The sequence below is a fragment of the Pseudonocardia sp. 2-7 genome (assembly GCF_056341085.1).
In genome coordinates, this window is record NZ_CP094507.1 from 4,928,901 (window position 1) to 4,952,066 (window position 23,166).

26 protein-coding genes are annotated in these 23,166 nt (G+C 72.7%); 25 read left to right on the plus strand and 1 reads right to left on the minus strand.

Annotated features, from left to right (window positions below; translation table 11 throughout):
* The first annotated feature begins 1 nt into the window (after position 1).
* From MTO91_RS23785 to MTO91_RS23850, 14 genes are all read left to right on the plus strand, one after another.
* Positions 2–325: a hypothetical protein gene (locus MTO91_RS23785; RefSeq protein WP_476652816.1), complete on the plus strand. Its 324-nt coding sequence runs from the start codon at positions 2–4 to the stop codon at positions 323–325.
* Positions 325–816 carry a phage tail tube protein gene (locus tag MTO91_RS23790; RefSeq protein ID WP_476652817.1) on the plus strand — a complete coding sequence of 164 codons (492 nt, stop codon included), beginning with the start codon at positions 325–327 and terminating at the stop codon, positions 814–816. Before MTO91_RS23785 ends, MTO91_RS23790 begins: the two co-directional genes overlap by 1 nt.
* A complete protein-coding gene (locus MTO91_RS23795) occupies positions 813–1,334 on the plus strand; it encodes a NinB/YbcN family protein (protein ID WP_476652818.1) in 522 nt (173 codons plus the stop codon). The genes MTO91_RS23790 and MTO91_RS23795 overlap by 4 nt, the downstream gene beginning before the upstream one ends.
* Before the next feature lie 8 nt (positions 1,335–1,342).
* Entirely contained in the window at positions 1,343–1,663 is a 321-nt protein-coding gene (locus MTO91_RS23800; protein ID WP_476652819.1) for a hypothetical protein, read from the plus strand.
* The gene (locus MTO91_RS23805; RefSeq protein WP_476652820.1) at positions 1,660–2,097 is read left to right on the plus strand and encodes a hypothetical protein; all 438 of its coding nucleotides are present in this window, start codon (positions 1,660–1,662) and stop codon (positions 2,095–2,097) included. Before MTO91_RS23800 ends, MTO91_RS23805 begins: the two co-directional genes overlap by 4 nt.
* 12 nt (positions 2,098–2,109) lie before the next feature.
* Entirely contained in the window at positions 2,110–2,604 is a 495-nt protein-coding gene (locus tag MTO91_RS23810; protein ID WP_476652822.1) for a hypothetical protein, read from the plus strand.
* A gap of 12 nt (positions 2,605–2,616) precedes the next feature.
* Positions 2,617–8,571: a hypothetical protein gene (locus tag MTO91_RS23815; RefSeq protein ID WP_476652823.1), complete on the plus strand. Its 5,955-nt coding sequence runs from the start codon at positions 2,617–2,619 to the stop codon at positions 8,569–8,571.
* On the plus strand, positions 8,568–9,413 hold the full coding sequence (locus MTO91_RS23820) for a hypothetical protein (protein ID WP_476652825.1): 846 nt from the start codon (positions 8,568–8,570) through the stop codon (positions 9,411–9,413). Before MTO91_RS23815 ends, MTO91_RS23820 begins: the two co-directional genes overlap by 4 nt.
* Positions 9,410–12,919: a phage tail protein gene (locus tag MTO91_RS23825; RefSeq protein ID WP_476652826.1), complete on the plus strand. Its 3,510-nt coding sequence runs from the start codon at positions 9,410–9,412 to the stop codon at positions 12,917–12,919. Before MTO91_RS23820 ends, MTO91_RS23825 begins: the two co-directional genes overlap by 4 nt.
* Complete coding sequence (locus MTO91_RS23830) at positions 12,916–13,515, plus strand: hypothetical protein (RefSeq protein WP_476652828.1); 600 nt, start codon at positions 12,916–12,918, stop codon at positions 13,513–13,515. Before MTO91_RS23825 ends, MTO91_RS23830 begins: the two co-directional genes overlap by 4 nt.
* Positions 13,512–13,766: a hypothetical protein gene (locus MTO91_RS23835; protein WP_476652830.1), complete on the plus strand. Its 255-nt coding sequence runs from the start codon at positions 13,512–13,514 to the stop codon at positions 13,764–13,766. The genes MTO91_RS23830 and MTO91_RS23835 overlap by 4 nt, the downstream gene beginning before the upstream one ends.
* Complete coding sequence (locus tag MTO91_RS23840; protein WP_476652831.1) at positions 13,763–14,095, plus strand: hypothetical protein; 333 nt, start codon at positions 13,763–13,765, stop codon at positions 14,093–14,095. The genes MTO91_RS23835 and MTO91_RS23840 overlap by 4 nt, the downstream gene beginning before the upstream one ends.
* 158 nt (positions 14,096–14,253) lie before the next feature.
* The gene (locus MTO91_RS23845; RefSeq protein WP_476652832.1) at positions 14,254–15,588 is read left to right on the plus strand and encodes a hypothetical protein; all 1,335 of its coding nucleotides are present in this window, start codon (positions 14,254–14,256) and stop codon (positions 15,586–15,588) included.
* Positions 15,585–17,198 (plus strand): cellulase family glycosylhydrolase, encoded by a 1,614-nt coding sequence (locus MTO91_RS23850; RefSeq protein ID WP_476652833.1) that lies wholly within the window; start codon positions 15,585–15,587, stop codon positions 17,196–17,198. Before MTO91_RS23845 ends, MTO91_RS23850 begins: the two co-directional genes overlap by 4 nt.
* Here the strand turns inward: MTO91_RS23850 and MTO91_RS23855 are convergent.
* Complete coding sequence (locus MTO91_RS23855; protein WP_476652834.1) at positions 17,143–18,384, minus strand: hypothetical protein; 1,242 nt, start codon at positions 18,382–18,384, stop codon at positions 17,143–17,145. The two genes, MTO91_RS23850 and MTO91_RS23855, sit on opposite strands and share 56 nt — an antisense overlap.
* Before the next feature lie 153 nt (positions 18,385–18,537).
* Here MTO91_RS23855 and MTO91_RS23860 point away from each other — a divergent pair, with 153 nt between their 5' ends.
* Genes MTO91_RS23860 through MTO91_RS23910 form a run of 11 tightly spaced genes read left to right on the plus strand, consistent with a single transcriptional unit; the run spans position 18,538 to position 23,156 of the window.
* Positions 18,538–18,969 carry a hypothetical protein gene (locus tag MTO91_RS23860; protein ID WP_476652836.1) on the plus strand — a complete coding sequence of 144 codons (432 nt, stop codon included), beginning with the start codon at positions 18,538–18,540 and terminating at the stop codon, positions 18,967–18,969.
* Positions 18,966–19,448 carry a hypothetical protein gene (locus tag MTO91_RS23865; RefSeq protein ID WP_476652837.1) on the plus strand — a complete coding sequence of 161 codons (483 nt, stop codon included), beginning with the start codon at positions 18,966–18,968 and terminating at the stop codon, positions 19,446–19,448. The genes MTO91_RS23860 and MTO91_RS23865 overlap by 4 nt, the downstream gene beginning before the upstream one ends.
* Positions 19,445–19,891 carry a hypothetical protein gene (locus tag MTO91_RS23870; RefSeq protein ID WP_476652838.1) on the plus strand — a complete coding sequence of 149 codons (447 nt, stop codon included), beginning with the start codon at positions 19,445–19,447 and terminating at the stop codon, positions 19,889–19,891. The genes MTO91_RS23865 and MTO91_RS23870 overlap by 4 nt, the downstream gene beginning before the upstream one ends.
* Positions 19,884–20,339: a hypothetical protein gene (locus MTO91_RS23875; protein ID WP_476652839.1), complete on the plus strand. Its 456-nt coding sequence runs from the start codon at positions 19,884–19,886 to the stop codon at positions 20,337–20,339. The genes MTO91_RS23870 and MTO91_RS23875 overlap by 8 nt, the downstream gene beginning before the upstream one ends.
* Before the next feature lie 12 nt (positions 20,340–20,351).
* Positions 20,352–20,840: a hypothetical protein gene (locus MTO91_RS23880; protein ID WP_476652840.1), complete on the plus strand. Its 489-nt coding sequence runs from the start codon at positions 20,352–20,354 to the stop codon at positions 20,838–20,840.
* Positions 20,837–21,469 carry a sortase domain-containing protein gene (locus MTO91_RS23885; protein ID WP_476652841.1) on the plus strand — a complete coding sequence of 211 codons (633 nt, stop codon included), beginning with the start codon at positions 20,837–20,839 and terminating at the stop codon, positions 21,467–21,469. The genes MTO91_RS23880 and MTO91_RS23885 overlap by 4 nt, the downstream gene beginning before the upstream one ends.
* Complete coding sequence (locus MTO91_RS23890; protein WP_476652843.1) at positions 21,466–21,714, plus strand: hypothetical protein; 249 nt, start codon at positions 21,466–21,468, stop codon at positions 21,712–21,714. Before MTO91_RS23885 ends, MTO91_RS23890 begins: the two co-directional genes overlap by 4 nt.
* On the plus strand, positions 21,711–22,004 hold the full coding sequence (locus MTO91_RS23895; RefSeq protein WP_476652844.1) for a hypothetical protein: 294 nt from the start codon (positions 21,711–21,713) through the stop codon (positions 22,002–22,004). Before MTO91_RS23890 ends, MTO91_RS23895 begins: the two co-directional genes overlap by 4 nt.
* Positions 22,001–22,288, plus strand: a complete 288-nt coding sequence (locus tag MTO91_RS23900) for a hypothetical protein (protein WP_476652846.1) — start codon at positions 22,001–22,003, stop codon at positions 22,286–22,288. Before MTO91_RS23895 ends, MTO91_RS23900 begins: the two co-directional genes overlap by 4 nt.
* Positions 22,288–22,965 carry a peptidoglycan-binding protein gene (locus tag MTO91_RS23905; RefSeq protein ID WP_476652847.1) on the plus strand — a complete coding sequence of 226 codons (678 nt, stop codon included), beginning with the start codon at positions 22,288–22,290 and terminating at the stop codon, positions 22,963–22,965. The genes MTO91_RS23900 and MTO91_RS23905 overlap by 1 nt, the downstream gene beginning before the upstream one ends.
* Positions 22,965–23,156, plus strand: coding sequence for a hypothetical protein (locus MTO91_RS23910; protein ID WP_476652849.1), 192 nt, complete (start codon positions 22,965–22,967; stop codon positions 23,154–23,156). Before MTO91_RS23905 ends, MTO91_RS23910 begins: the two co-directional genes overlap by 1 nt.
* Positions 23,157–23,166: the final 10 nt, after the last annotated feature.

A 23,166-nucleotide genomic window follows, 5' to 3' on the forward strand; every position in this document is an offset into this window, starting at 1 on the left:
CGTGGCCGAGCAGGAGAAGAACGAGCTGATCTGGGCGCGCAACAGCGCGAACGGTGTGGCCAAGGAGATGACCCGCAAGAAGTTCGACATGCTCTCCAGCGCTCCGAACTCGGGGTGGGAGGAGTGCGACGCGCCCGAGACCAGCCCGCACGCCGGCATCGTCATCGTGAGCCACGACGAGGACGGCCAGGAGATCCAGGAGCCGTCCGGCGGCCTGCAGCACTCGTCCAGCGGCGACGCCGATCCGCACGGTGAGCAGTCGCCGACCCTCGACCAGTCCCAGACGGCCCCGACGGCCGCCAAGCAGAAGAAGGAGACGGCCTGATGCCGCCCACGACCGCTCTCGCCGCGCCGGCGTACTACACCTCCCGCGGGATCGCGAAGATCACGTGGGCGGAGACGTTCAGCAACTTCAAGGCCCCCACGCTCCTCGAGCTCGACGCCGCGGTCGACCTGTCCCCCGCCGTCGGGGCGTCGGACGGCTGGGACCAGGAGTCCGAGACCCTCACCGCGACCCCGCTCAACGACCGCAAGGACAAGCAGATCGCCGGTCCGATCTCCTACTCCGACAGCTCGCTGGAGCTGTACGCGTCGCTGAACGACGAGGCGGCGTTCGACCTGATGCCGCAGGACGAGTACGGCTACATCGTCCGCTACCCGAAGGGGTTCGGGGCGGGGAAGCCGATCGACATCTTCAAGGTCAGGGTCGCGGTCGCGACCCGGCTCATGCAGGTCGACGGCGGCGAGGTCGACCGGAACCGGTTCCAGTACTCGATCGAGGACTCGACCGTGGGTCTGGTCGTCCCGTCCTCGTGAGCGGGTTCTGGGAGCGGCTGCAGCAGCGGTCGCTTCCGACCGAGACGCTGCGGTTCCCCGCGGACCGCAGCGCCTGGGACGCCGCGCACGAACGCCTCGGGCGTGCGGCCGTCGCGGTGCAGGACTCCCTGCGCCGCGGCGGGCCGTCGGCCGAGCAGGTCGCCGAGCGGGACGCGGCTCAGGCCGCGGTCGACGCGCTCGTCGTCGACGTGTGGGTGGTGCGGGCGCTCCCGCCGGACCAGTTCGAGGCGCTGCGCTCGGAGCACCCGCCGAAGCCCGACGCCAAGCACGGTGAGGACTTCGACCCGGCCGGGTTCTACCCGCTGCTGCTCGCCGAGTGCGTCACCGGCGGCGGGGAACGCTTCACCCCCGAGCAGTGGCAAGACCTGTTCACGTCCGGTGTCGGGCTCACCCTCGGCGAACGCAACACGCTGATCAACACCGCGCTGACGCTGAACGTCGGCGCCCCACTGGTGTCCGAGCACGTGGGAAAAGACTCGGGGCCGACCCGGCCCTGAGCCTCGAGATGGACGTCTGCGAGCTGTACCGGATCCGGCACAGCGAGTTCCTGCAGTGGCCGACGTCCGACCGCCAGAAGGCGGTCATGCACCAGATCCGCAAGGGCGAGTGCTGCCCGGACTGCGGCACCCACCCCGAGCTCACCGATCCCCGCCGCGGCGGCCACCCCGACGCCGTGGTCATGGCGCCCGTGCACTGCCGGGTCTGCGAGATCCGTGACCGCAGCCTGGAGCGGTGGGAGCGGGACAAGAAGAACTACCCAGCCGGGACCACCCTGCGACTCAAGCCCGCGCCGCCGGCGCCGGCGGACGGAGACAACCCAGAATGACCGACCAGCCGAACGACACCAGCACGGCCGACGAGACCGCGCCGGCCGACGCCGAGGAGACGGCCGGCCTCTACGACTTCAACGTCATCATCGACGGCCGCCGCGAGTACCTGGACATCGTCACCGACATCAACCTGCTCTCCGGTGTCGAGGTGATGCTGATCGAGCGCGAGTCGGGTCTGCGAGTGCGGGACTGGTTCGTCCGGATCGGGAACCTCGCCACGTGGACCGGCACCGACATGCTGCTGGTGGCGTTCATCGGGGCGAACCAGAAGCAGGTCGCGGAGTACGGCAGCTCCGAGCTGAGCTGGGACGAGTTCGCCCGCGTCTGCCGGCCCCTGTCGATGCTCAAGGGCAGGCCACCTGCCGCCGTCGAGGACAACGACCGTCCGGCCACGAACCGGGCACAGCGGCGCACCGCCGCCAAGAAGTAGCGCAGGCCCTCGGTGGCGTCGATCCGGGTCCGGATGGCCGGCACCAACGAATGGCGCGACCTGCAGCGCAGGCTCAAGGCCGCGTCGAACGGCCGGGAGCTGCGCCGCGAGCTCAAGCGGGAGATCGAGCTGGAGTCCCGCTACGCCGTCGCTGACGTCCGCGCCTCCGTCCAGGCCGTCGAGGTCACCTCAGCGTCCGGTGGCGGCGGCTCCACCGGCTTGCGCGCCCGGATCGCGGCGGCGGTGTCGGTGAAGCAACTCGCGTCCGGGGTCCGGATCTTCATCTCCGGAGCCAAGGTCGACCCCCGCTACGGCCGAACCCTGGCTCGCCTGATGAACGACACCGGCGGCCGGAAGTGGGTTCACCCCCTGTTCGGCAACGCCGAGCACCAGCACTGGCAGAAGGGCCGCGACTACTTCGCGACCTCGATCCGTCCGCACGCCGACGAGTTCCGGCGTGGCTGCGAACGGGCCATGGCCAAGATCGCCGCGATGATCCGCGGCTGAGCAGGAGCGCCCGTGACCGAGGCCCTGAAGTTCGACATCCTCGCCGCCGACCGCGCGTCGCAGGTCTTCGGCAAGGTCGCGGACTCCGTCGGGGACGTCACCGACGAGATGCGCAAGCTCGACCGCCAGAAGGCCGAGCCGAAGATCGACGTCGACACCAAGCGCGCCGAGGAGAAGATCCAGCGGTTCGCGAAGAACCTGCGCCGCCGGGTCGAGGCCGCGGTCAAGGCGCTGCCCGACGTCGAGATCACCGCCGACTCCTCCGACGCCGACCGGGAGATCGCGCAGGTCCGCCGCGAGCTGGCCGAGCTGGGCAACAAGGAGATCGGCGTCGACATCGACGCCGCCGCGGCCGAGGCGAAGCTGCGTGAGCTCACCGCCCGGCTGCGGCGGATGAACGCCGAGTCCGTCGACGTCAAGGTCAAGGCCGACACCCTCGCCGCGGTCCAGGCCCTGTCGAAGGTGAAGCTCGACGCGATCAAGCTCGACGTCGACACCGACGCCGCCGGGCGCCAGGTCGGGTCGTTCGTCACCGACATGCGGCGCCGGATCGACGCCGCGGTCAAGACGCTGCCCGAGCTGGAGATCGACGCCGACTCCAGTGACGTCGACCGGGAGCTGGCCCGGATCCGCGACGAGCTGCGCGCCCTGGGCGACGCCGAGATCGGCGTGGACATCGACGCCGCCGAGGCCGACGCCCGGCTGCGCGAGCTGAAGCTGCAGCTCGAGGAGCTGGGCGCGTCCTCGGCCGATGTGCGGGTCCACGCCGACACCGCCGCCGCGATCGCCGCCCTGAAGATCGTCGACGAGGAGGTCGACGGGCTCGACGGCCGCACCGCCCGCATCAAGATCGATGTGGATCGGTCGCTGTCGGAGACGCTGATCCAGGTCGCCGCGCTCGGCCGGGCCCTGGGTGCGCTCGCGCTGCCCGCCGGGATCGTCGCCGCCGTCCCCCACGTCGCCGCCCTGGGTGCTGCCGCGGTGTCCGCGGCCGGAGCGGTCGGGCTGATCCCCGGCGTGGCTGCCGCCGCCGCGGGCGGGATCGGCACCCTCGCGCTCGGGTTCCGCAACTTCGGTGACGCCGTCACCGAGGAGGACCCGGCTAAGGCCGCCGAGGCCATCGGGAAGCTCGCCCCGCAGGCACAGGAAGCCGCCCGCGCGATCCGCGGGCTGGGCGAGTCCTGGGGGGACCTCCAGCTCGCCACCCAGAACACCATGTTCACCGGGCTCGGGAAGGTCATCACCGACCTCGGGCAGCTCTACATCCCGATCCTCGGTGACGCCACCGAGCGGATGGCCAAGCACTTCAACCGGGGCGCGCACGAGCTGTCGGCGTTCCTGCAGCAGGCCCGCACCGTCGAGACGGTCAAGTCGCTGTTCTCCGACGTCGAGAACACCGTCGAGCAGCTCGCCGACACCTTCGCCCCGCTCACCAGCGCCGTACTGGACCTGGCCGCGGGCGGCACCGAGGTGCTGCACGAGCTGTCCCGCGGCGCCGGTGAGGCGGCGATCGGGTTCGCCGGGATGGTGCGCGAAGCCCGCGAGTCCGGGCGGCTGCAGGACTGGATCCGCGGCGGAGTCACCGCGCTCGGCCAGCTCGTCTCGATCACCAAGAACGTCGGGTCGTCGCTGCTGTCGGTGTTCGACGCCGGCGAACGCGCCTTCGGCGGGACGTTCCTGTCCAACCTCGACCGCGGCGCGCAGGCCATGGCGACCTGGCTCGGGTCGGCCGAGGGCATGGCCACGGTCACCGCGACCTTCCGCGGGATCAACGACGTCGTCGCCGCGCTGTGGCCAGGGATCCGCGACCTCGGCGGCGCCCTGCTGACCGTGGTCGGGATGCTGGCCCAGGCCGGGGTGTTCACCAGGTTCGCCACCGCCCTGTCGGCGATCATGACCGCGGCGGCTCCGCTGGTACAGATCCTCGGGGCGCTGGCCACCGCGGTGCTGCCGCCGCTGCTGGCGATGGTGTCCGCGCTCGCCCCGGTGCTGGTGCCCCTGGCCGCCGGTCTGCTCGCGATCCGCGCCGCCGCCGCCGGAGCGGGGAAGCTGCGCGAGTTCACCGGCTCCCTGACCGGGGCCCGTGCCGCGACGGTCGCCGCGCTGTCCCCGGCCGCGCAGATGTCCGCGCAGCTGCGTGGCCAGGCCACCGCCGCCCGCCAGGCCGGGACCGCGCAGGCAGGGCTGACCGGAGTCGTCGGCCGGCTCGCGACCGCGCAGTCCGCGATGGCCGCCACCGGCCGGTCCATGGCCGACAGCTACCGCTCCACCGCCGGTGCGGTGCAAGCGTTCGCCGACCGCGCCGGTGCCGCCGCGCAGCAGGCCGGTGACGCCCTCGGCGCCCGCCTCGCCGCGTCGGCGTCCCGCGGGGTCGAGGGCGTGCTGCGGGTGCCGCGCGCAGTCGCCGACGCCGCCCGCTCCGCGGCGAGCTCCGCCCGCGACCTGGGCCGGTCGATCTCCACCGGGCTGCAGACCGGCGTGATCTACGCCCGCGAGACCCTGCGGGACCTGCCGAAGATCGCTGACCAGGCGATGGAGCGCCTGCGGACCTCGCTCTACGCAGGCGCGGTCAACGCCGCCGCCGGGTTCCGCACCGCCGTCTACGACATGCGCCGCTCGGTCGCGCTCGCCGCGGACGCCGCCACCGACCTCGGCCGCCAGGTCCGCACCGGTGTCTCGAACGCCGCCGCGGCGCTGCGGGAGCTGCCCGCACGGGCCGCCGACGCCGGGCGTGCCCTGGGCACCGGGCTCCGCACCGGTGTCTCGAACGCGGTCGGAGCCCTGCGGGAGCTGCCCGCCGCCGCCGCGACAGCCGGGCAGGCCCTCCACACCGGGCTCCAGCGCGGCGTCATCTACGCCCAGGAGTCGCTGCGCCAGCTCCCCGCCCAGGCCGCCAACGCCGGCCGGGCCCTGGCCGACGGACTCCGCACCGGCGCCGCCACCGCGGCGGACGCCGTGCGCACCATGGGCAGCAACATCGCCACCGGCGCCCGGACCGCGGCCACCTCCGTCGCCGACGGGATGCGCGCCATCCCCGGCCACATCCAGGGTGCGTTCTCCACCGCCGGGCAGCACGTGTCGAACTTCGTGTCGACCCTCGGCCGGATCGGCGGCGCCGTCGCCGGCGCCGGGTCCGCCATCGGGTCCGGGCTGACCCGCGGGCTGCTCGGCGCGAAGGTCGAGATCGACGGGATTCAGACCCGCATGGGCGGGCTCGTCGGGTTCCTCGGCGGCCCGTGGGGCGTCGCCCTCACCGTCGCCGGGGCCGCCCTGTCCATCCTGGGGCAGAAGCAGGCTGAGGCCGCGCAGAAGGCCGCCGAGCACCAGGCCGCGCTGCAGGCGGTCACCTCGACCCTGGACCAGCAGACCGGGGCCGCGACCCAGGCCACCAGCGCGGAGGTCGCCAAGCAGCTCGCCGCCGACGGCAGCCTCGACAAGCTCAACGCCCTCGGGGTGTCCACGGCCGACTACACGAAGGCGATGACCGGCAACAGCCAGGCCATCGACACCGTCACCGGGCAGCTGCACGCCCAGACCGTCGCCAGCATCGGCGCCTCGAACCAGTACAAGGAGCTCGCCCCGATCCTTGAGCGGGCCGGCATCAGTCTGGACACAGTGGCCCTGGCGGCCGAGGGCAACGTCGACGCCCAGAACAAGATCAAGGACGCGGTCACCAACGCTGGCGCCGCCACCACGGAGCAGATGGGGCGGTTCCAGGGGCTGGCCCGCGGCATGCTCGACGCCGGTGGCGCCTCCGCCGAGCTGCAGGGCCGTCTCAACGAGACCGCCGGCGCCATCGAGCGCCAGCGCACCGCCCTGCAGGCCGCCGCGGTCGCGGCCGGTGACTTCTCCGCCGAGCTGCAGACCGTGACCCCGGGGTTCCAGGCGCTCGCGCAGGGCGCCTCGATCACCCCGACCCTGCAGGGCCACTTCAACAGCCTCGCCGACGCGGCGAAGAAGAACGCCCAGTCCGTCGCGGAGAACGCGCTGCAGTTCGGCAACGTCGCCACCGCCGGGCAGGCCGCCGCGCAGGCCATGCAGAAGTCCCGCGACGACTTCATCGCCGCCGCCACCGGCGCCGGGATGACCCAGGACGCCGCGGCGAAGCTGGCCGACCAGCTCGGGCTGATCCCCGCCGACGCCAAGGTGAACTTCGAGACCAACGCGGCGACGACGGCGCAGCAGATGCTCGCGCTGAACGATCAGATCCGTGCGGTCCCGCCCGGCAAGTCGGTCACCGTCGACGCGCTCACCGCCCCGGCCGAGCAGTCGCTCACCGCCATCGGCGTCAAGGTCGAGCGGATGCCCGACGGGAAGGTGAAGGTCACCGCCGAGACCGAGGCGGCGAAGGCCAACCTGGACGCGTTCGTCCGCGGCGCCAACGAGAAGCGCGCCGAGATCCCCATCGACGGCCAGCCCCAGCCTGCGCAGAACGCGCTGGCCAGCGTCCTGTCCCAGATCGCCGCGGGCAAGGCGACCGTCAACATCGACGGCAACGACGTCCCCGCCCGTGAGGCCCTGTCCTACCTGATCGGGTCGGTCGGCGGGATGAAGGGCGAGATCCAGATCGGCGCGAACAAGGTGCCCGCCGACCAGGTGCTGTCCGCCTATCTCGCCGCGGTCGAGTCCGGCTCGGGCACCGTCGACATCCACGGCAACCGGCTGCCGGCCGATGCTGTACTTCAGATGCTGGTGGGAGGCATCCTCGGCACCCGAGCCGACATGCAGCTCGGCGCAAACTCTAGCGCCGCCAACGGCATCATCCAGCAGACCGTCGCCACGGCGAACAACTCGACCGGCACGATCACGGTCGACGCCAACCAGACCCCGGCCAACGGCAAGATCAGCGGGTCGATCCAGTTTGCCGACAACTCGACCGGCACGATCACCATCGACGGCAACCAGGCCCCGGCCAACGGGACCATCGCAGCCACGGTCACGTACGCGGACAGGTCCACCGGCACCATCCGGGTCGCGGCCAACTCCGCCGCGGCGAGCGCCGCCATCGACGCGGCCGCCCGGGCCCGGACGGCGACGATCACGGTCAACGTCCGCTACAACGACCGTCCGTTCCGCCCGGGCGCCGGGCTCACCACCCGCGCGGCCGGCGCCTACGCGGTGCCGCGCGCGAAGGGCGCCTACACCGAGCCCGCGTACATGGCCAACGGCGCCGTTCGGCAGGTCACCCGCACCATGTCAGCGGCCCGCGCGGAGGTCGTCCCGGCGAACCAGCCACGCGTCATCGGGGACCGCATGTTCGGGCCCGAGGCGTTCATCCCCGTCAACCGGTCGCGCCGGTCGAAGTCGATCCTCGCGCAGACCGCGAACAGCATGGGCTACGACCTCGTGCCCCGCGGGCAGGCGGGGACCAAGGCGATGGCCGACGGCGGGATGCTCGCCGCCGCCCGCCACATCCTCGGCAGGATGAACGCCCGCCAGCCGCTCTACGAGGACTGGACGTGGAAGGGCGCCCCCGCGGTCGTCGGCCAGTACAACGACGCGCTGCACAACGCTCGCGAGCGCGCCGGGTACAGCTACGCCAACGGCAAGCGGTTCCTCGAGGACTACATCCGCCGCTCCACCGCGGCAGCAGCGCCACGGGCCACCGCCACCGCGCCCCGAGCCGGTGCCGCCGTCCCGGCGAAGGCGGCGACGGTGCAGGCGGCCGCGGCGAAGGCCGCGCAGGTGGCAGCGGCCGGTCAGTCCACCGCGGTCGCCGGCGGGATCGCGGAGCTGCGGTCCCTGCTCGTCGAGGCCCGCGCCCACACCGGGCTGCTGCAGCAGCTGTCCGGCGACACGCGGTTCGCGGCGAAGAGCCCCGACGTCGTCGCCGCGATCAACCGGCTCATCGACGCCGCCCGCACCGGCGGGAGCACGGCGCTGCGCGCCAGCGCGGAAGCGCAGGTGCGGGCGAACAGGAACCGCGCGGCAGGCGTCGCGCTCGGCGGAAGGGCGGTACGCGGATGACCACCAGCGACGTCCTCACCGCCGACGGCATCGACCTGCTGCCCACCTCCGGGTGGTGCTGGGCCGAGGACCTGTCGTCGATGCTCGCCGGGCCCGCGCCGCGCGGCGGGAACCTGCTCGTCCCGCGGCTGCACGGCGAGCAGCGGACCGCGCTCAAGCGGTACGGCGCCGTCGAGTTCGACCTCCCGTTCGGGGTCCTCGGCATCGACCGCACCACCGGCGACCCCGTCGACGACGGGCACCGGCAGCTCCACCAGAACATCGCCGTGCTGCGCAGAGCGTTCGCCCGCACCGGGGTGCAGCTCGTGCACTCCTTCGGCGGCCAGGACGAGCGCGTCGCCTCGGTCGACCCGGCCGGGACCGCGGTCACCGCGCGCCGCGAGCGCTCCCACCCGCCCTACGCGCAGGTCACCATCCCGCTGCGGCTGCCGGCGGCGTTCTGGTCGGACATCGCGACGGTGTCGCAGCCCCTCACCGGGCCGACGAACACCCCGGTCACGATGACCGCGTTCGCCGCTGCGGACGCCCCGATCACCGACGCCGTGGCCGTGTTCCCCGGCCCGATCTCCAACCCGGAGCTCCGCCACGCTGGCCGCTACTGGCGCTACCTCGGCGTCATCCCGTCCGGGCGCAGCCTGGCCGTGGACTTCGGTACCGAGCGCGTCACCGCCGGACCCGGCGACTCCTGGACGCCGCTGGTCACCAACGTTCGGTGGGGCGGCGGCTACGGCTGGTTCGAGATCGACCCGAACCAGCGGCCCTTCACCGTCACCCTGATCCACACCGGCGGTGGTAGCGCGACCGCGACCCTGACCGGACGACGGAAGTACCTCGCGCCATGAGCCTGCCGGTGTTCACGATCTACGCCGTCGACCCCACCACCGGGGCGCTGACCTCGCTGCCGCGGTTCACCGAGCTCACCATCGCGCCCGAGCGCAACGGGCCCGGATCGATCAGCCTCAAGTACCCGCGCGACGACCAGTCCGGCCTCGACCTCATCCACGCGATGGTCGCCGCCGACCGCGACCTCGAGGTCGAGATCTGGCGCACCGGCGGCCCCGACGGGGCGTGGCGCGGCTACCTGCAGACCGCCGGCCGCAACGACGTCGCCGAGTCCGACGAGGACTACTGGACCGTCGACGGCAGCTTCGCCGAGCTCCGCATGAAGGAGGCGGAGGTCTACCCGCAGCAGCTGGTCGGGGAGACCTCGCTCGGCGACAACGTCACCGTGAAGCGGTCGACGCTGACCACCCCGCAGTGGAACCGGCTCACCGGCCCCCTCGGCTACGTGCCCTCCACCGACGCCGACCCGACGGTGTCGGTGCCGCAGAAGGTGCTCGACGCGGTCAAAGCGAACGCCACCAGTATCCCGGTGCTCGCCGACCCCAAGCGGGAACTGCAGGTGTCCGCCGCCACCCCCGGCGAGGTCATGCACCTGCTGCTCGCGCAGGCCCGCTCCCGCGGCGCGCTCACCGACTTCACCACCAGCTTCACCGGGGAACGCGACTCGAACGGCACCGTGTGGCCCGGCCGGTTCTCGGCGAAGGTGTCGCCCGGCACCACCTACCAGAGCTTCCTCAACCTGATGGCCAGCCTCGGCCGCGCCGAGTGGTCGGTGTCGTGGAGCGGCACCCAGCACGTGCTGAACCTGTACGTGCCGCAGGGCCGCGGCGTCGACCGCTCCGTCGGGGCGAACCCGGTGCGGCTGCGGCCGGGCGGGAACATCGCCGACGCCCCCCGCAAGTGGTCGGTCGCGGACTCCCCGACCGCGATGCTCGGCATCGGCGCCGAGGGCTTCTACGCCGACACCTCCGACCTGAACGCCCAGACCCGCCGCGGCCGCCGCATCGAAGCGTCCACCAGCTCGCAGAACCTGACCACCACCGACGCGGTCCTCGCCTACGCCCAGCGGCGCCTGTCCACCGACAAGGACGGCGCCCTGGAGATCACCCACGGCCTGGTCCTCGTCGACGGCGAGCCGATGCCGGCCGTTGACTTCGACGTCTGCGACTGGCTGCTCGACGCCTCCGCCGGGTCCGGGCAGTACGAGCGGCACCGCGTCGTCGAGTGGTCGGCCACCGTCGGCTCCGACGCCGAGCTGCTGTCGGCGACGGTCACCCTGAACGACGCCCTGGTCGACGAGATCGTCCGACAGCGGCAGCGCCTCGACGCGATGTCCTCCGGTGAGACGGTGCTCGGCACCTCGGTGCCCGGGCAGGAGAACGGTGAGGCCGACACCGGGGTGCCCGCCGCCCCCACCGGGCTGGTCGTCGGGTCGGCCGCGTTCGGCGACGGTGGCGACACCTACGCCGCGGTCACCGCCGGCTGGAACGCGGTGCAGATCAACACCGACGGCACCGCCGCCACCGACATCGACGCCTACGAGGTCGAGTGGGCGCTCGCCTCTGACCCGGAGAACCCGGACGAGGTGCGGTGGCAGCCTGGCGCGACGGTCGACGGGCAGCGCACGCAGGCGTCCTGGACGCTCGGCCCGAAGCTGCTGATCCGCGTGCGGGTCCGGGCGCGGGACCGGTCGGGGCACCGGGGGTCGTGGTCGACGATCGTGGACCACCTCACCGAGGACGACGCCGACCCGCCCGGCGTGGCGAGCGCCCTGACCGCGCAGGAGTTCATCGGCACGATCCGCTGGACGTGGGACGGGAAGACCGCCGACGGCGCCGACATGGCCGCCGCCTACCCCGACTTCAAGTTCTGTCGCCTGTACATGGGGACCAGCGCTGCGTTCGCGGACGCGGCCGAGGTCACGCAGCTGTCCGGCGCCGGCACCTGGACCGTCGCCGACCTGACTCCTGGCACGACGTACTACGCGTGGCTCGTCGCCGAGGACACCCGCGGGAACGCCGCCACCCCCTCAGCGTCCGCGTCCGAGACCCCCCGGAAGATCTTCACCGACGACCTCCTCGACGACGCGGTCGTCCGGGACAAGATCGCCGACGCCGCGGTCGCGACCGCGCAGCTCGACGACGACGCCGTGATCCGGGAGAAGATCGCCGCCTCCGCGGTCGGCGCCGATGAGATCGCCGCGCTGGCGGTCGGCTCGGCGAAGATCCAGGACGCGGCGATCGTCACCGCGAAGATCGCCGACCTCGCCGTCGGCGGGGCGAAGATCGCGAACGCCGCCATCGGCACGGCGAAGATCGCCGACGCGGCGATCGTCTCCGCCAAGATCGGCGACGCGCAGATCCTCACCGCGAAGCTCGGGGACGCGGTCATCACCACCGCGAAGATCCAGGACCTCGCCGTGGTCGACGCGAAGATCGGCTCGCTGTCGGTCGGGAAGCTCACCGCCGGGACGATGTCCGCGGACGTGATCGTCGCCGGCATCTTCCGGACCGCGCTGTCGGGGGCGCGCACCGAGCTCGACAACGCAGGCATCCGCGGCTACGCCTCGGACGGCAGCCTGCGGTTCCGCTACCAGAACAGCGACGGCAGTCTGCTGCTCATCGGCGAGTACCGCTCGGCCAGCTCTGGCCGGCACGTCCGGATCAACCCGGGCGGCACCAGCCCCGCGGAGATCCGGCTCTACCCCTCCGACGGGGTGCGGTTCGCCTCGATGGTCCCCACGACATCGGTCGCGGCCGGGTTCGAGGGGCAGGGCGGTGCGAACCTCAAGGCCTACTCGGGCCGGAGCGATCAGCAGTCCGGTGAGGTCGCCGTGTTCCCGTCCTACGCCTCGATCGCGTGGGGCAACGAGCGCGGCGCCGGGGACATCACCTCCCGCATCGCCGCCACCAGCGGGAACGCGTTCGTCGGCGGACCGAAGGTCGACATCTCCTACGGCCTCGACGAGTACTGCCTCATCGGCCGGTCGGTGAACAACGTCTTCCAGGGCCGCACCGTGGTCCGCCTCGGACCCAAGGACGGCGCGACCAACGGGAACACCTCGGTCGGGAACCTCGACCGCCACAGCTACGTGCAGTTCGACACCGCGATCGTGTCGGTCGTCAACGACACCGTGCTGATCAACATCCAGGCCAACGCCTTCGTCGCCGGCTCCGAGCGCCGCACGAAGACCGACGTCGAGGCACGCCCCTGGGACGCGATGCAGGTCATCCGCGACGCCGACTGGTACCGCTACCGCAAGGTCGGTGACCTGCACCCCGGCCTGGACAACCCGCAGCAGCTCGGGCTCATGGTCGACGAGCTGCCCCCGGAGCTGCTCGTGCACAACGTCGACGAGGACTGGTGGGGCGTCGACGTCTACGGCGCCGTCGCCGTCGCCTGGGGCGCGCACCAGCAGACCGATGCCCGGGTCGCCGCGCTCGAACGGGAGGTCGCCGACCTCCGTGCCCGGCTCGCCCGGCCGACGCTGGAGGCAGTCGCGTGACCACCCCGACCCCGGCCCCGCCGCCGTTCGACGCGCTCGCCACGGTGCTCCAGGCCGCGGCCCGGTACCGGCGCATCCCGGAGCGCTCCTACACGCCGCCCGCGACGTCGGACAACCCGAACCCGGCGCCCGTCGTGATGCCGGCGCACGACGTCCTCGACGTCGACCCGGCCTCGCTCCCCGAGGTGGTGGCGCAGCCGGGCGGCGGCGTCGACCTGGGCGCGCAGGTCGCGCTCCTGCACGAGGCCGTCCGCCGGATGCGCAGCCAGATGCGGCTCCGCTCCGTCCACGGCCAGGCCACCTTCAACACGACCCTGGTCTGGGCCGGGAACAGCGAACGCGACATTCCGATCACCTGGTCGACCCCGGCGCTCGCACCGGTCGAGGCCGCGTTCCCGCGGATGGACGTCGGCGTCGCGTGGCAGGGCCGCCTCTCCGCCCGGATCAAGGACGGCTCGCTGACCGAGACCGGCTGCACCGTGATCGTCAGCGTCGTCGGCACGTCACAGGTCGTCATCACCGCGACGCTGCCGCTCACCGTCCACGCCGACGGCCTCTACCAGTACCTGCCCCCGTACCAGGGAGGAACCCCGTGACCACACCCTCGCCCGACCCGCAGCCCGAGACGATCACCATCGACCCTGGCGAGGTCCTCGCCGAGCTCGGGCAGATGACCGACGTACAGGTGCACCTGGCGCTGGCGCAGGAACGGGTCGCCCGCCGCACCGTGCAGCGCCAGGCCGCCGACACCCAGCGGGAGATGCAGCGCGAGCTCGCGCGCCTGTCCAACGAGCTGGAGAAGGCCCGCGGCGGCGACCACGGCGAGGGCCCGGCGGCCGGGTCGTGAGCGACTGGCCGCGCCCCTACCGGCGCCTCGACCAGACCACCGGCCAGCCCGACCCCGACCGGGTGCCCGTCGACCTGTTCCAGCACCAGCCCGGCCGCACCGACGACCTCGCCGCCTGGGCCGACGGCACCGCGGTGATGGTCAACGGCGGGCCCGCGGTCCGCCTCCCGAACGGCGACCACGTCGGGCTCGGTGACTTCGCGCTGCGCTACCCCGCCGGCCGGACCCGCGTCGAGTACGCCGACGGACTGTCCCAGCGCTACGTCCCCGACCTCGACCACCACGACGACACCGGCGAGCCCGCAGACCAGGAGGCCCAGCGGTCATGAGCAAGTGGATGCAGCACCCGTCGAACGGGGCGAAGAAGCTGTTCACCGACGCGAAGGCGGCGCTGCTGATCGCGGCAGGGTGGACTGAGACGACCGCGCCGCCAGACGGGTACGTCCCGCCGATCAGCACGGTCTCCACACCGGAGGACGTACGCGACGTGATCGGTGCGGCGCTGCGCGCGGGCACCAACGTCAGCATCGTCGTGAACGACGCCGGGGACACCATCACCATCTCCGCGACCGGCGGCGGCGGGAGCTCCTACACCGACGAGCAGGTCCGGGACGTCGTCGCGGCCGCGCTGCGCGGCGGCCCCGGAGTGACGATCACCAACGACGACGCGGGCGACACGATCACGATCGCCGCGACCGGGCTGCAGGTGAACACCACCGGGGCTGCAGTAGGCACAGTTTCTGCACTGCGCCGGGGCAGCGACGGGGCGTTCGCGCTGGAGCAGTTCGACGAGACCCCCGTGACGCCAGGCATGATCGGCGCCGCGGTCGACGCGCAGACGGTGCACCGGAGCGGGAACGAGCCCATCGCCGGGACGAAGACGTTCCAGGCGGCGCCGGTCGTCCCGGATGGCTCGTTCGGCATCCCGAAGGTCGACGGCCTGGCTGCCGCGCTCGCCGCGGGCGGCGCGCCGACCATCGTCAGCGGCGGCAACCTCGGCGCCACCAGCACGCAGACGGTCGCGGCCGGTGCGCGGACGTGGCTGGTCGGGACCCTGAACGCCGACCACGTCATGACCCTCGCCCTCGGTGCCGGCGCGAGCCTTCGGCTGCTGCTCGCCCAGGACGCCACCGGCGGCCGGTCCTTGACCCTGACCGACGGCACAACCACCGAGCGGTTGATCGTTCCGCAACAGGCGGGCGCGTCTGTGCAGGTCGCAATCACCTCCGACGGCACCAGCTTCTACGCATTCGTTGAAGGCGGCTCAGGGGACCCGGATGCGGTGCTCGTCGGGGAGGCCACGATCGCCCGCAAGGAGGCGAACACCAACTCCGGCGGCGCATTCACCATGGCGTCAGGCACCCTTCGCCTGGGCTACTTCACCGCCCGCCGCACAGAGACGATCAACTTCCTGCGGATGTGGCCCGGAAACACTGCCGCGGGAGCGACGCCGTCGCTGCTCCGCTGGGGTGTCTACGAGGTCGCTTCTAACGGCGACCTCACCCTCGTCGCAGCCATTGCGAACACGCCTGGAGTGTTCGCCTCGACCGGCTCTGGCGCGAACAGCTACAAGCAGGCCACGACCGACCCGTGGACGAAGCGGCGTGGCCGCCGCTACGCCGCTGGGGGCATCTGCGTTACGGCGACCACCGCTCCGACGTTCATCGGCGCGGCAGTTGGCGGGTCCAACGGTGCCCTCAACGACGTACCGCCCAAGATTTCTGGGACGGTGAACGGGCAGACTGACCTGCCCACGACCCTCGCCGCGGCGTCGGTGTCCGTCGGGGCGAGCATGCCGTTCATGGAGATGCTGCCGTCGTGAGCCTCATCCGCCTGACGCGCTCAGACGGCACCACCCGTGTCATCGAGCGACGCACCTTCCCCCGCCTGTCCGACTTCGACTACGCCCGCGGCGTGAACCTCGCCGGCGGCGACTTCAACCACGACGCCGCCGGACTCCCCGGCACCCACGGCTCGAACTACCGGTTCACCGGCGACGCCTACAGCCAGTACATCCGCAACCGAGGGCACCGCATCGTGCGGATCCCGTTCCGCTGGGAACGCGTCCAGCAGACACTGTCCGGCCCGCTCGATCCGACCGGGCTCGGACACCTGAAGGCCGCCGTCGAGTCCGCCCGCAAGGCCGGGCTGATGGTGCTGCTCGACATGCACAACTACGCCCGCTACATCCGGCTCGACGACGTCGAGGTCGCGTTCGCCCGCGGAATCACCAAGGCCGACTTCGCCGACGTCTGGCAGCGGCTGGTCGCCGAGTTCGCGAACCAGCCGGCCGTCGCCGCGTGGGGCTTGATGAACGAGCCCTACGCGCTGCTACCGAACCCCGACTACTTCACCGCGGGAGCGACGCCGTACAGCTTCGACAGCAGCACTGACGGCTGGAACATCTCCGGGAGCACCGGCAACCCGACCGTCACGGTCGGCACATTCCCCGGCATGACCGGTGCCGGCGCGGCGACGTTCTCCCGGGTGCTCTCCGCGAGCTCGTCGAGCTTCAACGCCATCATGCGCACGAACGAGCCCACCAACGGCGCGATCCGTAACACCAGCTTCGGTCCAGGTGCCGTGCTCGAGTACGAGGTATTCGTGCCCGCAAGCACCCCCGGCATCGTGCGAGTCCGAACCGAGATCGTGGACAGCACTGGCGCTGCGCTGCAGGTCGGCGGCTACACCACCCTGACGAAGGGTGAGATGGCGCGAATCTTCTGCGTGGTCCCCACCGAGCTGCTCGGCACGAACCACCGACACGTCGTTCTCCAGTGGGAAGTCCTCGGGTCCGACGGCACCACCCCGACGGTCGTCCAGGTCGGGGGCATCCGGATTGGCACCGTCGCCGGTGACCCGTCGACGTGGCACGCCTGGTCGCAATCCGCGGTGGACGCGATCCGCTGGACCGGAGACGTCCGGCCGATCTTCGTGGCCGGTGACTCGTTCGGCGGCGCCGAGCGGTGGGCGTCGAAGAACGGGCCTACGGCGTGGATCACTGACCCGTACGGGCCGATCTACTACGAGGCGCACTACTACTGCTCGCAGGGCAACAACGCGGTGTCGTTCACGACCTACGCGGCCGCCGAGGCCGACGCGGTGAGCAGCAAGGGCTACGCCGACCTCAGAGCGCGGGTGACCGCCGAGATCGGGGACTTCACCTCATGGCTGGCCGCGAACAACGCGAAGGGGTTCATGGGCGAGATCGGCTGGCCGAAGACCGACGCCGCACAGTGGAACGTCATCGGCGACCACATGCTGTCCCTTCTCGACGCCGCGAACGTCGGCCACACCCAGTGGACCGCTGGAGAAGCGTGGTCGATCGGGCAGCCCCTGAACCTCTACGAGGGCCAGGGCGCGGGTCCGATCACGGTCAACCCGCAGGCGGCGACGGTCGAGGCACACCCGTCGAAGCTCCGACCTCGTTGATCTCGCGGCGGCGGGTGGCCCCGCTCGGATGCAAGGCCATCTGCCACGCCGCGACGACGAACACCGCGGCGGGCGCGGCGAACCCGACCAGCCCGACGTCGATCCCTCCACCGCCCGCGGCGACGTTGACGATCGACAGCACGGCGGGAGCAGCGAGAACTACCGCGCACGATGCCAGCAGCGCCTGGAACGAGCGCCGCGACAGCCACCACGCTGCACCTGCAACGGCCGCTGCGGCAACGGCAGCCTGCAGCACGAGTGCCGTCGTCACCGTGGTCTCGCCGGTCGTCTTCCCCGCCACGTGCAACGGCGAGAACCCGGCCGGGTCAGCCAGGTAGAACGGCAGAGCCACGGCCAGGAACGTCGCCGCGGAGGTACCGGCCACGATCGCCGCGGCGCCGCCGCCGCGGCGCCCCCACAGCCAGCCGACGGCCAGCACGGGCAGCAACACCATGTGCGGGCGGGTGCACACCGAGAACCCAAGGAGCGCCGCCGCCGCGACCAGCGTCACCGTGGCGCCGCGAGCCGCTGCTCGGCAGACCAGCGCGAGCGCGACGAGCGGAAGGATGGCGCTGACGAACAGGTCCCCTCCGGTCACGAACTCCCGCAACGTCTCGGGGATCAGCACCATGACCGTGACCCAGGCGGTCAGCGCGCTGCCCGAGCTGGGAGCCGTCTCGCGCAGCGCCCACAGCAAGGCGCCGGCGAGGGCCAGGTTCTGCACGACCACCGTCCCGAACGCCCACACGAACGGCACCGCGAGTAGCACAGCGCCCGGCAACGGCGTGATCTTCCCGCCCAAGTAGGTGACCGCGTCGTAGGGATAGAGGCCTTCCAGCAGGCGGGTCGCGGCGATGTTCAGCGCGTCAGCCCGGTCGCTGCCCTGTCCGAACCGGCCGCTCTGCGACAGCGGATAGCCCACCGCGAGCAGGGAAGCGACGACGGCCAGGCCAACGCTCGCCGCGACGAGCCGGATCTGTCTGCCTCGAGCGTCGAGCCAATGAGCAAGCCGTGGCGCGAGCACCACGGCCCAGCCGGTGGCCGCAACGGCGAACACCGCGACGCCCGCCCACCCAGCCAAGCGGTGCACGACCTGCATCGACAGGACGGTCATCGTCGCCGCGAGGGCGAGAGCCCAGCGGACGTCGGTGGCACGGCCAGCGTCGCGGTTCAGCGTGAAGGTCACGCCAGACGTGTCGCTCCGGAGCGCCAGCCGTTAGCGCTGCCCCCGCGCCCTCGACAGAAGTGATGACCACCAGCCCCGACGCAACTCAGCGTCGTACCCGATCGAGACAGGAGTGCGCATGCCCCGGATCCCCGTCGCCCCGACGGTCGCCGCGTGACCGGGCCGTCCAGCACCCGCGGCGTCTGGTCGCGCCACCCCGGCTACGCCATGGCGTGGACGGTCAACATGATGGTCGCCTCGGCCCTGGGCGGCACCGCGGTGCTCTGCGACCCCGCCCGGTTCGGCGCACCCACCTACGACGGGCTCCGCGACAGCCTCGGTATCACCGGCTGGGGCATCGTGTTCCTCCTCTACGCCGGCCTGCTCGCCGCCGCTCCCTGGGCCCCGGCCCGAGCCACGATCGCTGTGTTCGGTCTCGGCGCGATCGCCTACCTGTCCATCGCCCTGTTCTTCGCGCTCGGCCTCGACGACCCCCGCGCCAGCCCGTGGGGGCCCATCGTGTTCGGTCTCGGGTTCGCCGCCTGGCAGCTCACCCAGGCCGAGGCCTACCGGCAAGGGCTGCCCGACCGGAGGTGGCAGACGTGACCCGACCACCGTCGACCCTCACCACCAGCCGCCACCCCGCGACCTGGGGCGCGTTCTCCGCCGCCCTCGCCGCCGCCGTCTGGGGCCTGTTCATCCCGGACGGACAGTCCAACGTCGTCGACCTGGCCCTCCCCGACCGCTGGTCGACGCTGTACTACGCCGCCCTCGGGGTTGGTGGCCTGTGCGGTCTCGTCGCGTTGTCCATCCGAGACCAGGACGACCGGATCCGCGCCGAACGCGCCTGCTGGTACGTCATCGGCTGGTTCAGCCTGCTCTACGCCGCCGCCGCGTTCACCTTCGCCGGCGCCGCCGCCGGACAGGCCGCGATCCTCGTCGGCGCCTACTCACCGGTCGCGACCGCCCGCATCGTCCAGATCAGCCGCGAACGCCGCGCCCGCCACCGCGACCTCGCACGATCCCTACCTGCCGACCCGGCCCCGCTCGGCGTGGCCGACGAGACGGAGGGAACTGCCTCGTGAACTTCGGCGAGGCGCTCCAGACCTGGGGCCCCGTGGTCGTGTCGGCGGTGTTCGCCGGCGGCATCGGCGGATTCCTCAAGGTCCTGTTCGACCGCAAACTCAGCAAGGCCCAAGCCCAGAAGACCCTCGTCGAGGGCGACGTCGCCGAGTCCGCCGACCAGCGCGAATGGGTCAAGGAAGCCCGCGAGGACGTCCGCGTCGCCCGCGAAGCAGCCCGCGCCGCCCAGACCGACGCCGACTCCGCACGACAGGTCGCATGGCGCGCGCAGGACGTCGCCGCCGAAGCCCGCCGCGACAACGCCGATCTCCGCGACCGCGTGCAGGACCTCGTCGACCTCGTCCAGTCCTGCGGCTGCACCGGCTGCCCGATCCGGCCGCAACTCGCCGCCGTCGTCCGCTCCCCGCTGCCCGACCCACCCGGAGGTGACAGCACCGATGGATGACGACCTGCACCGATCGTTCGACGCCGAGCTGGCCGAGCTCCGCCGCCGCGAGCACATCCTGGCCGAGGCCCAGCGGGTCGTCACCCGAGGCGAGTCGATCGCCGCGCAGCGCGAGACGTTCCGCCAGACCGTGATGGTGTTGGCCCTGCGCGAGTTCTGCCCCTTCGCCCTCCCGATGGGAGAGCGAGGCCGACCGTTCGACCCGGCGAACTGGCCGGCCCGACCGGCCCGACCGGCGCCCCGGGTGCGGATCCCCGCGCAGCGTCCGCCGCCGCTGGCCGAGACCCGCCGCCAGCCGGTGCCGATCACCAAGACGCTGCTGCGCGCGGCCACCCCGCACATCGAGAACGGGCTCGGCTACAAGCGCCTGGCCAAGGAGCTGCACATCGATTCGAGCACGGCTCGTCGCCTGACCGACCACTACCGCCTCTACGGCCCCACTCTCTGACCGGAGGACCTCATGTCCCACACCCGCACCGCCGCCATCCTCGCGGCCACCGCCGCAGCACTAGGCCTGATCACCACCGGCGTCGCGTCCGCCGCAGCCGAGCCCGACCCGCTCGTCGACGTCGACCTGTGCGTCGACGTGGACGCCGCGATCGACGCCGGCGACAGCCGCCTGGTCGACGTCGACACCGACCTGCGGGCCCGGATCGCCGCCGCGCTCGACGCCACCGACGACCTCACCGACACCACCGCGCTGGCCGCGGTCCGCGTCGAGCTCGGCTGCACCGACCCCACCGACCCGGAGCCGACCACCCCCGCACCCACCCCGACACCGGAGCCGACGACCCCGGCCGTGCCGACCACCGAGCCACCGGCGCCGACGACGACGGACACGGCCCCGACCACCACCGACGACCTGAACGGCGACACCAGCAGCGGCGGGTACTCCCAGCTCGACGACGTCCCGGTCGGCGCCGCCGAGACCGGCGGCGGCCCGGCGTGACCCCGGGCCTGGGCGGCATCGCCCGCGACGCGCTGCGCGCGCTGCTCATCGTGGCCGCGCTCGCGGTCCTGCCCGCGTGCGCGCCGAGCGGCTGGCCCGCCATGGCCGCCCAGCCCGGACCCACCGCCGCGGCGCCCGCGGCTGCGGCACCGACCGGACTGCGGATCCCCGCGCTCGAGGTCACCAGCGACCTGACCCGGACCGGGATGCTCGCCGACGGCAGCCCGGAGGTCCCGCCCGTCGACGACCCAGGCCAGGCGTCATGGGCGACCTGGTCTCCGGAGCCGGGCACGGTCGGCCCGGCGGTGCTCTACGGCCACGTCAACGGCACCGTGAACGGCGCACGCGGGGTGCCCGGGGTGTTCGCCCACATCGACCAGATGCAGCCCGGACAGGAGATCCTCGTCGCCCGCGAGGACGGCACCACCGCCGTGTTCGCCGTGACCCGGGTGAAGACCTGGGCCAAGGCCGACTTCGACCGCGACGGCGCCGCCCGCCGCGAGGTCTACGGCGACACCACCGGGCCGGAGCTGCGGCTGATCACCTGCGGCGGGGACTTCGACCACACCGCGCACTCCTACCTCGACCAGGTCGTGGTCTTCGCCCAGCTCGCCGGGGACACCCGGTGACCGCGCCGCCGGCGGCCCCACCGCGGGAGTGCGCGCCGTCGGTCCCCGTCGGCCAGCGCCCGCACCGCATCAGCGACGGCGACGGCCGGGCAACCCTGCTCGCCGAGCAGTGCCGCCGCGAGGTCGCCCACCGGCTCCGCGTCGACGTCGACGACGTCGCGCTGCTGCCCGACGCGCCGCTGCCCAAGATGCGCGGCTGGGTCCTCATCCGCGCCCAGTGGCTCCCGCCCTGGCGGCAGCCGTGACCAGCGGCTGGTGCGAGTGCGGGCACCCCGTCGACTGGCACAGCCACCTGCGGCCCGGTACCGACTGCGGGACCTGCGGCGCCGCGGCGTGCCCTCAGTTCCGCGCGGCCGGGCACCAGCCCGTCCTGCGCCCCGGCCTCGGCCGGGCCCTGGCCGTCACCGCCGGGATCCCGCTGCTGGTGTTCGGGCTCGTCGCGGCGACCCTGCCCGGCGCGGCGTGGGCCGGGTACGTCGCCCTGACCGTCCTCGTCCTGGCCGGCGCCGTCGCCGTCGCGTCCCGCACCCGATGACCGACGACGACCCGCCGCTGCTGATCTACCAGCAGACCGCCGACCACCTGCTGTTCAACCCCCGGCCCGGACCGCGACACGCGCTCCGGGCCGACCCGTATCCGAGGAGGCCCGCACACGCCATGCCCGAGCCCACCAGCGACCAGCCCACGTTCACCACCGAGGACGGCGACACCTACCAGCGCGTCGACCCGGCCGAGTTCGACGACTGCGACGACGTCGACTCGACCACCGTCACCGACGACGGCGCACCCGCCGTCGCCACCCCGGGTGGTGAGCACTGATGCCGACGAGCCAGAACGGCTACAGCGCCAACGACCGCTCCCTGATCGGCTCGTTCACCGTGCCCGGCACCACCCGTAAGCTCGCCCTGCGCAAGGGTGACTGCTCGGTGCTGCTGCTCGACATCGCCGCGTGGATCGACGCGAACATCCGCCCGATCGACACCGGGCAGCTCGACGACTGGGGCTACGCCGAGCGCCCCATCCGCGGCCAGTCGGTCACCCTGTCCAACCACGCGTCGGGCACCGCGATCGACCTCGACGCGCTGCTGCACCCCCTCGGCAAGCGCGGCACCTGGGGCGCGGCGAAGGCCCGCATCGACCAGCGCCTCGCCGTCTACGAGGGCGCGATCCGCTGGGGCGAGAACTACAGCGGCCGCCCGGACGGCATGCACTTCGAGATCAACGCCGGCGCCGCCGCCGTCGCCCGGGTCGCGGACAAGCTGCGCCGCCAGTCCGGCGCACCAGCCGCCGCCCCGGCCGGGCAGCGGTTCCCCACGATCCGGCAGGGCTCCCAGGGCGTCGCGGTGTCCGCGGTGCAGAAGCAGCTGCGCATCGCCGTCGACGGGAAGTTCGGGCCGAACACCCGCGCGGCGGTCGTGGCGTTCCAGCGGTCGAAGGGGCTGGCCGCCGACGGCATCGTCGGCCCGGCCACCTACCGGGCCCTCGGCCTGTCCTGATGCCCGGCCCGCCCTACCCGGCCTGGCCCGCGATCCGGGCCTTCGGGTGGCGCCGCTGGGCCGCGGTGCTCGGCGCCGGGCTGCTGTGCGCCGGGCTCGTCATCGGCGCCGCCATCGACGCCCTCACCTGGCACGACCGCATCCGCGAGCACGACACCGTCCTGCGCCAGCACGACGGCGAGAAGTACTGATCCCCACCCG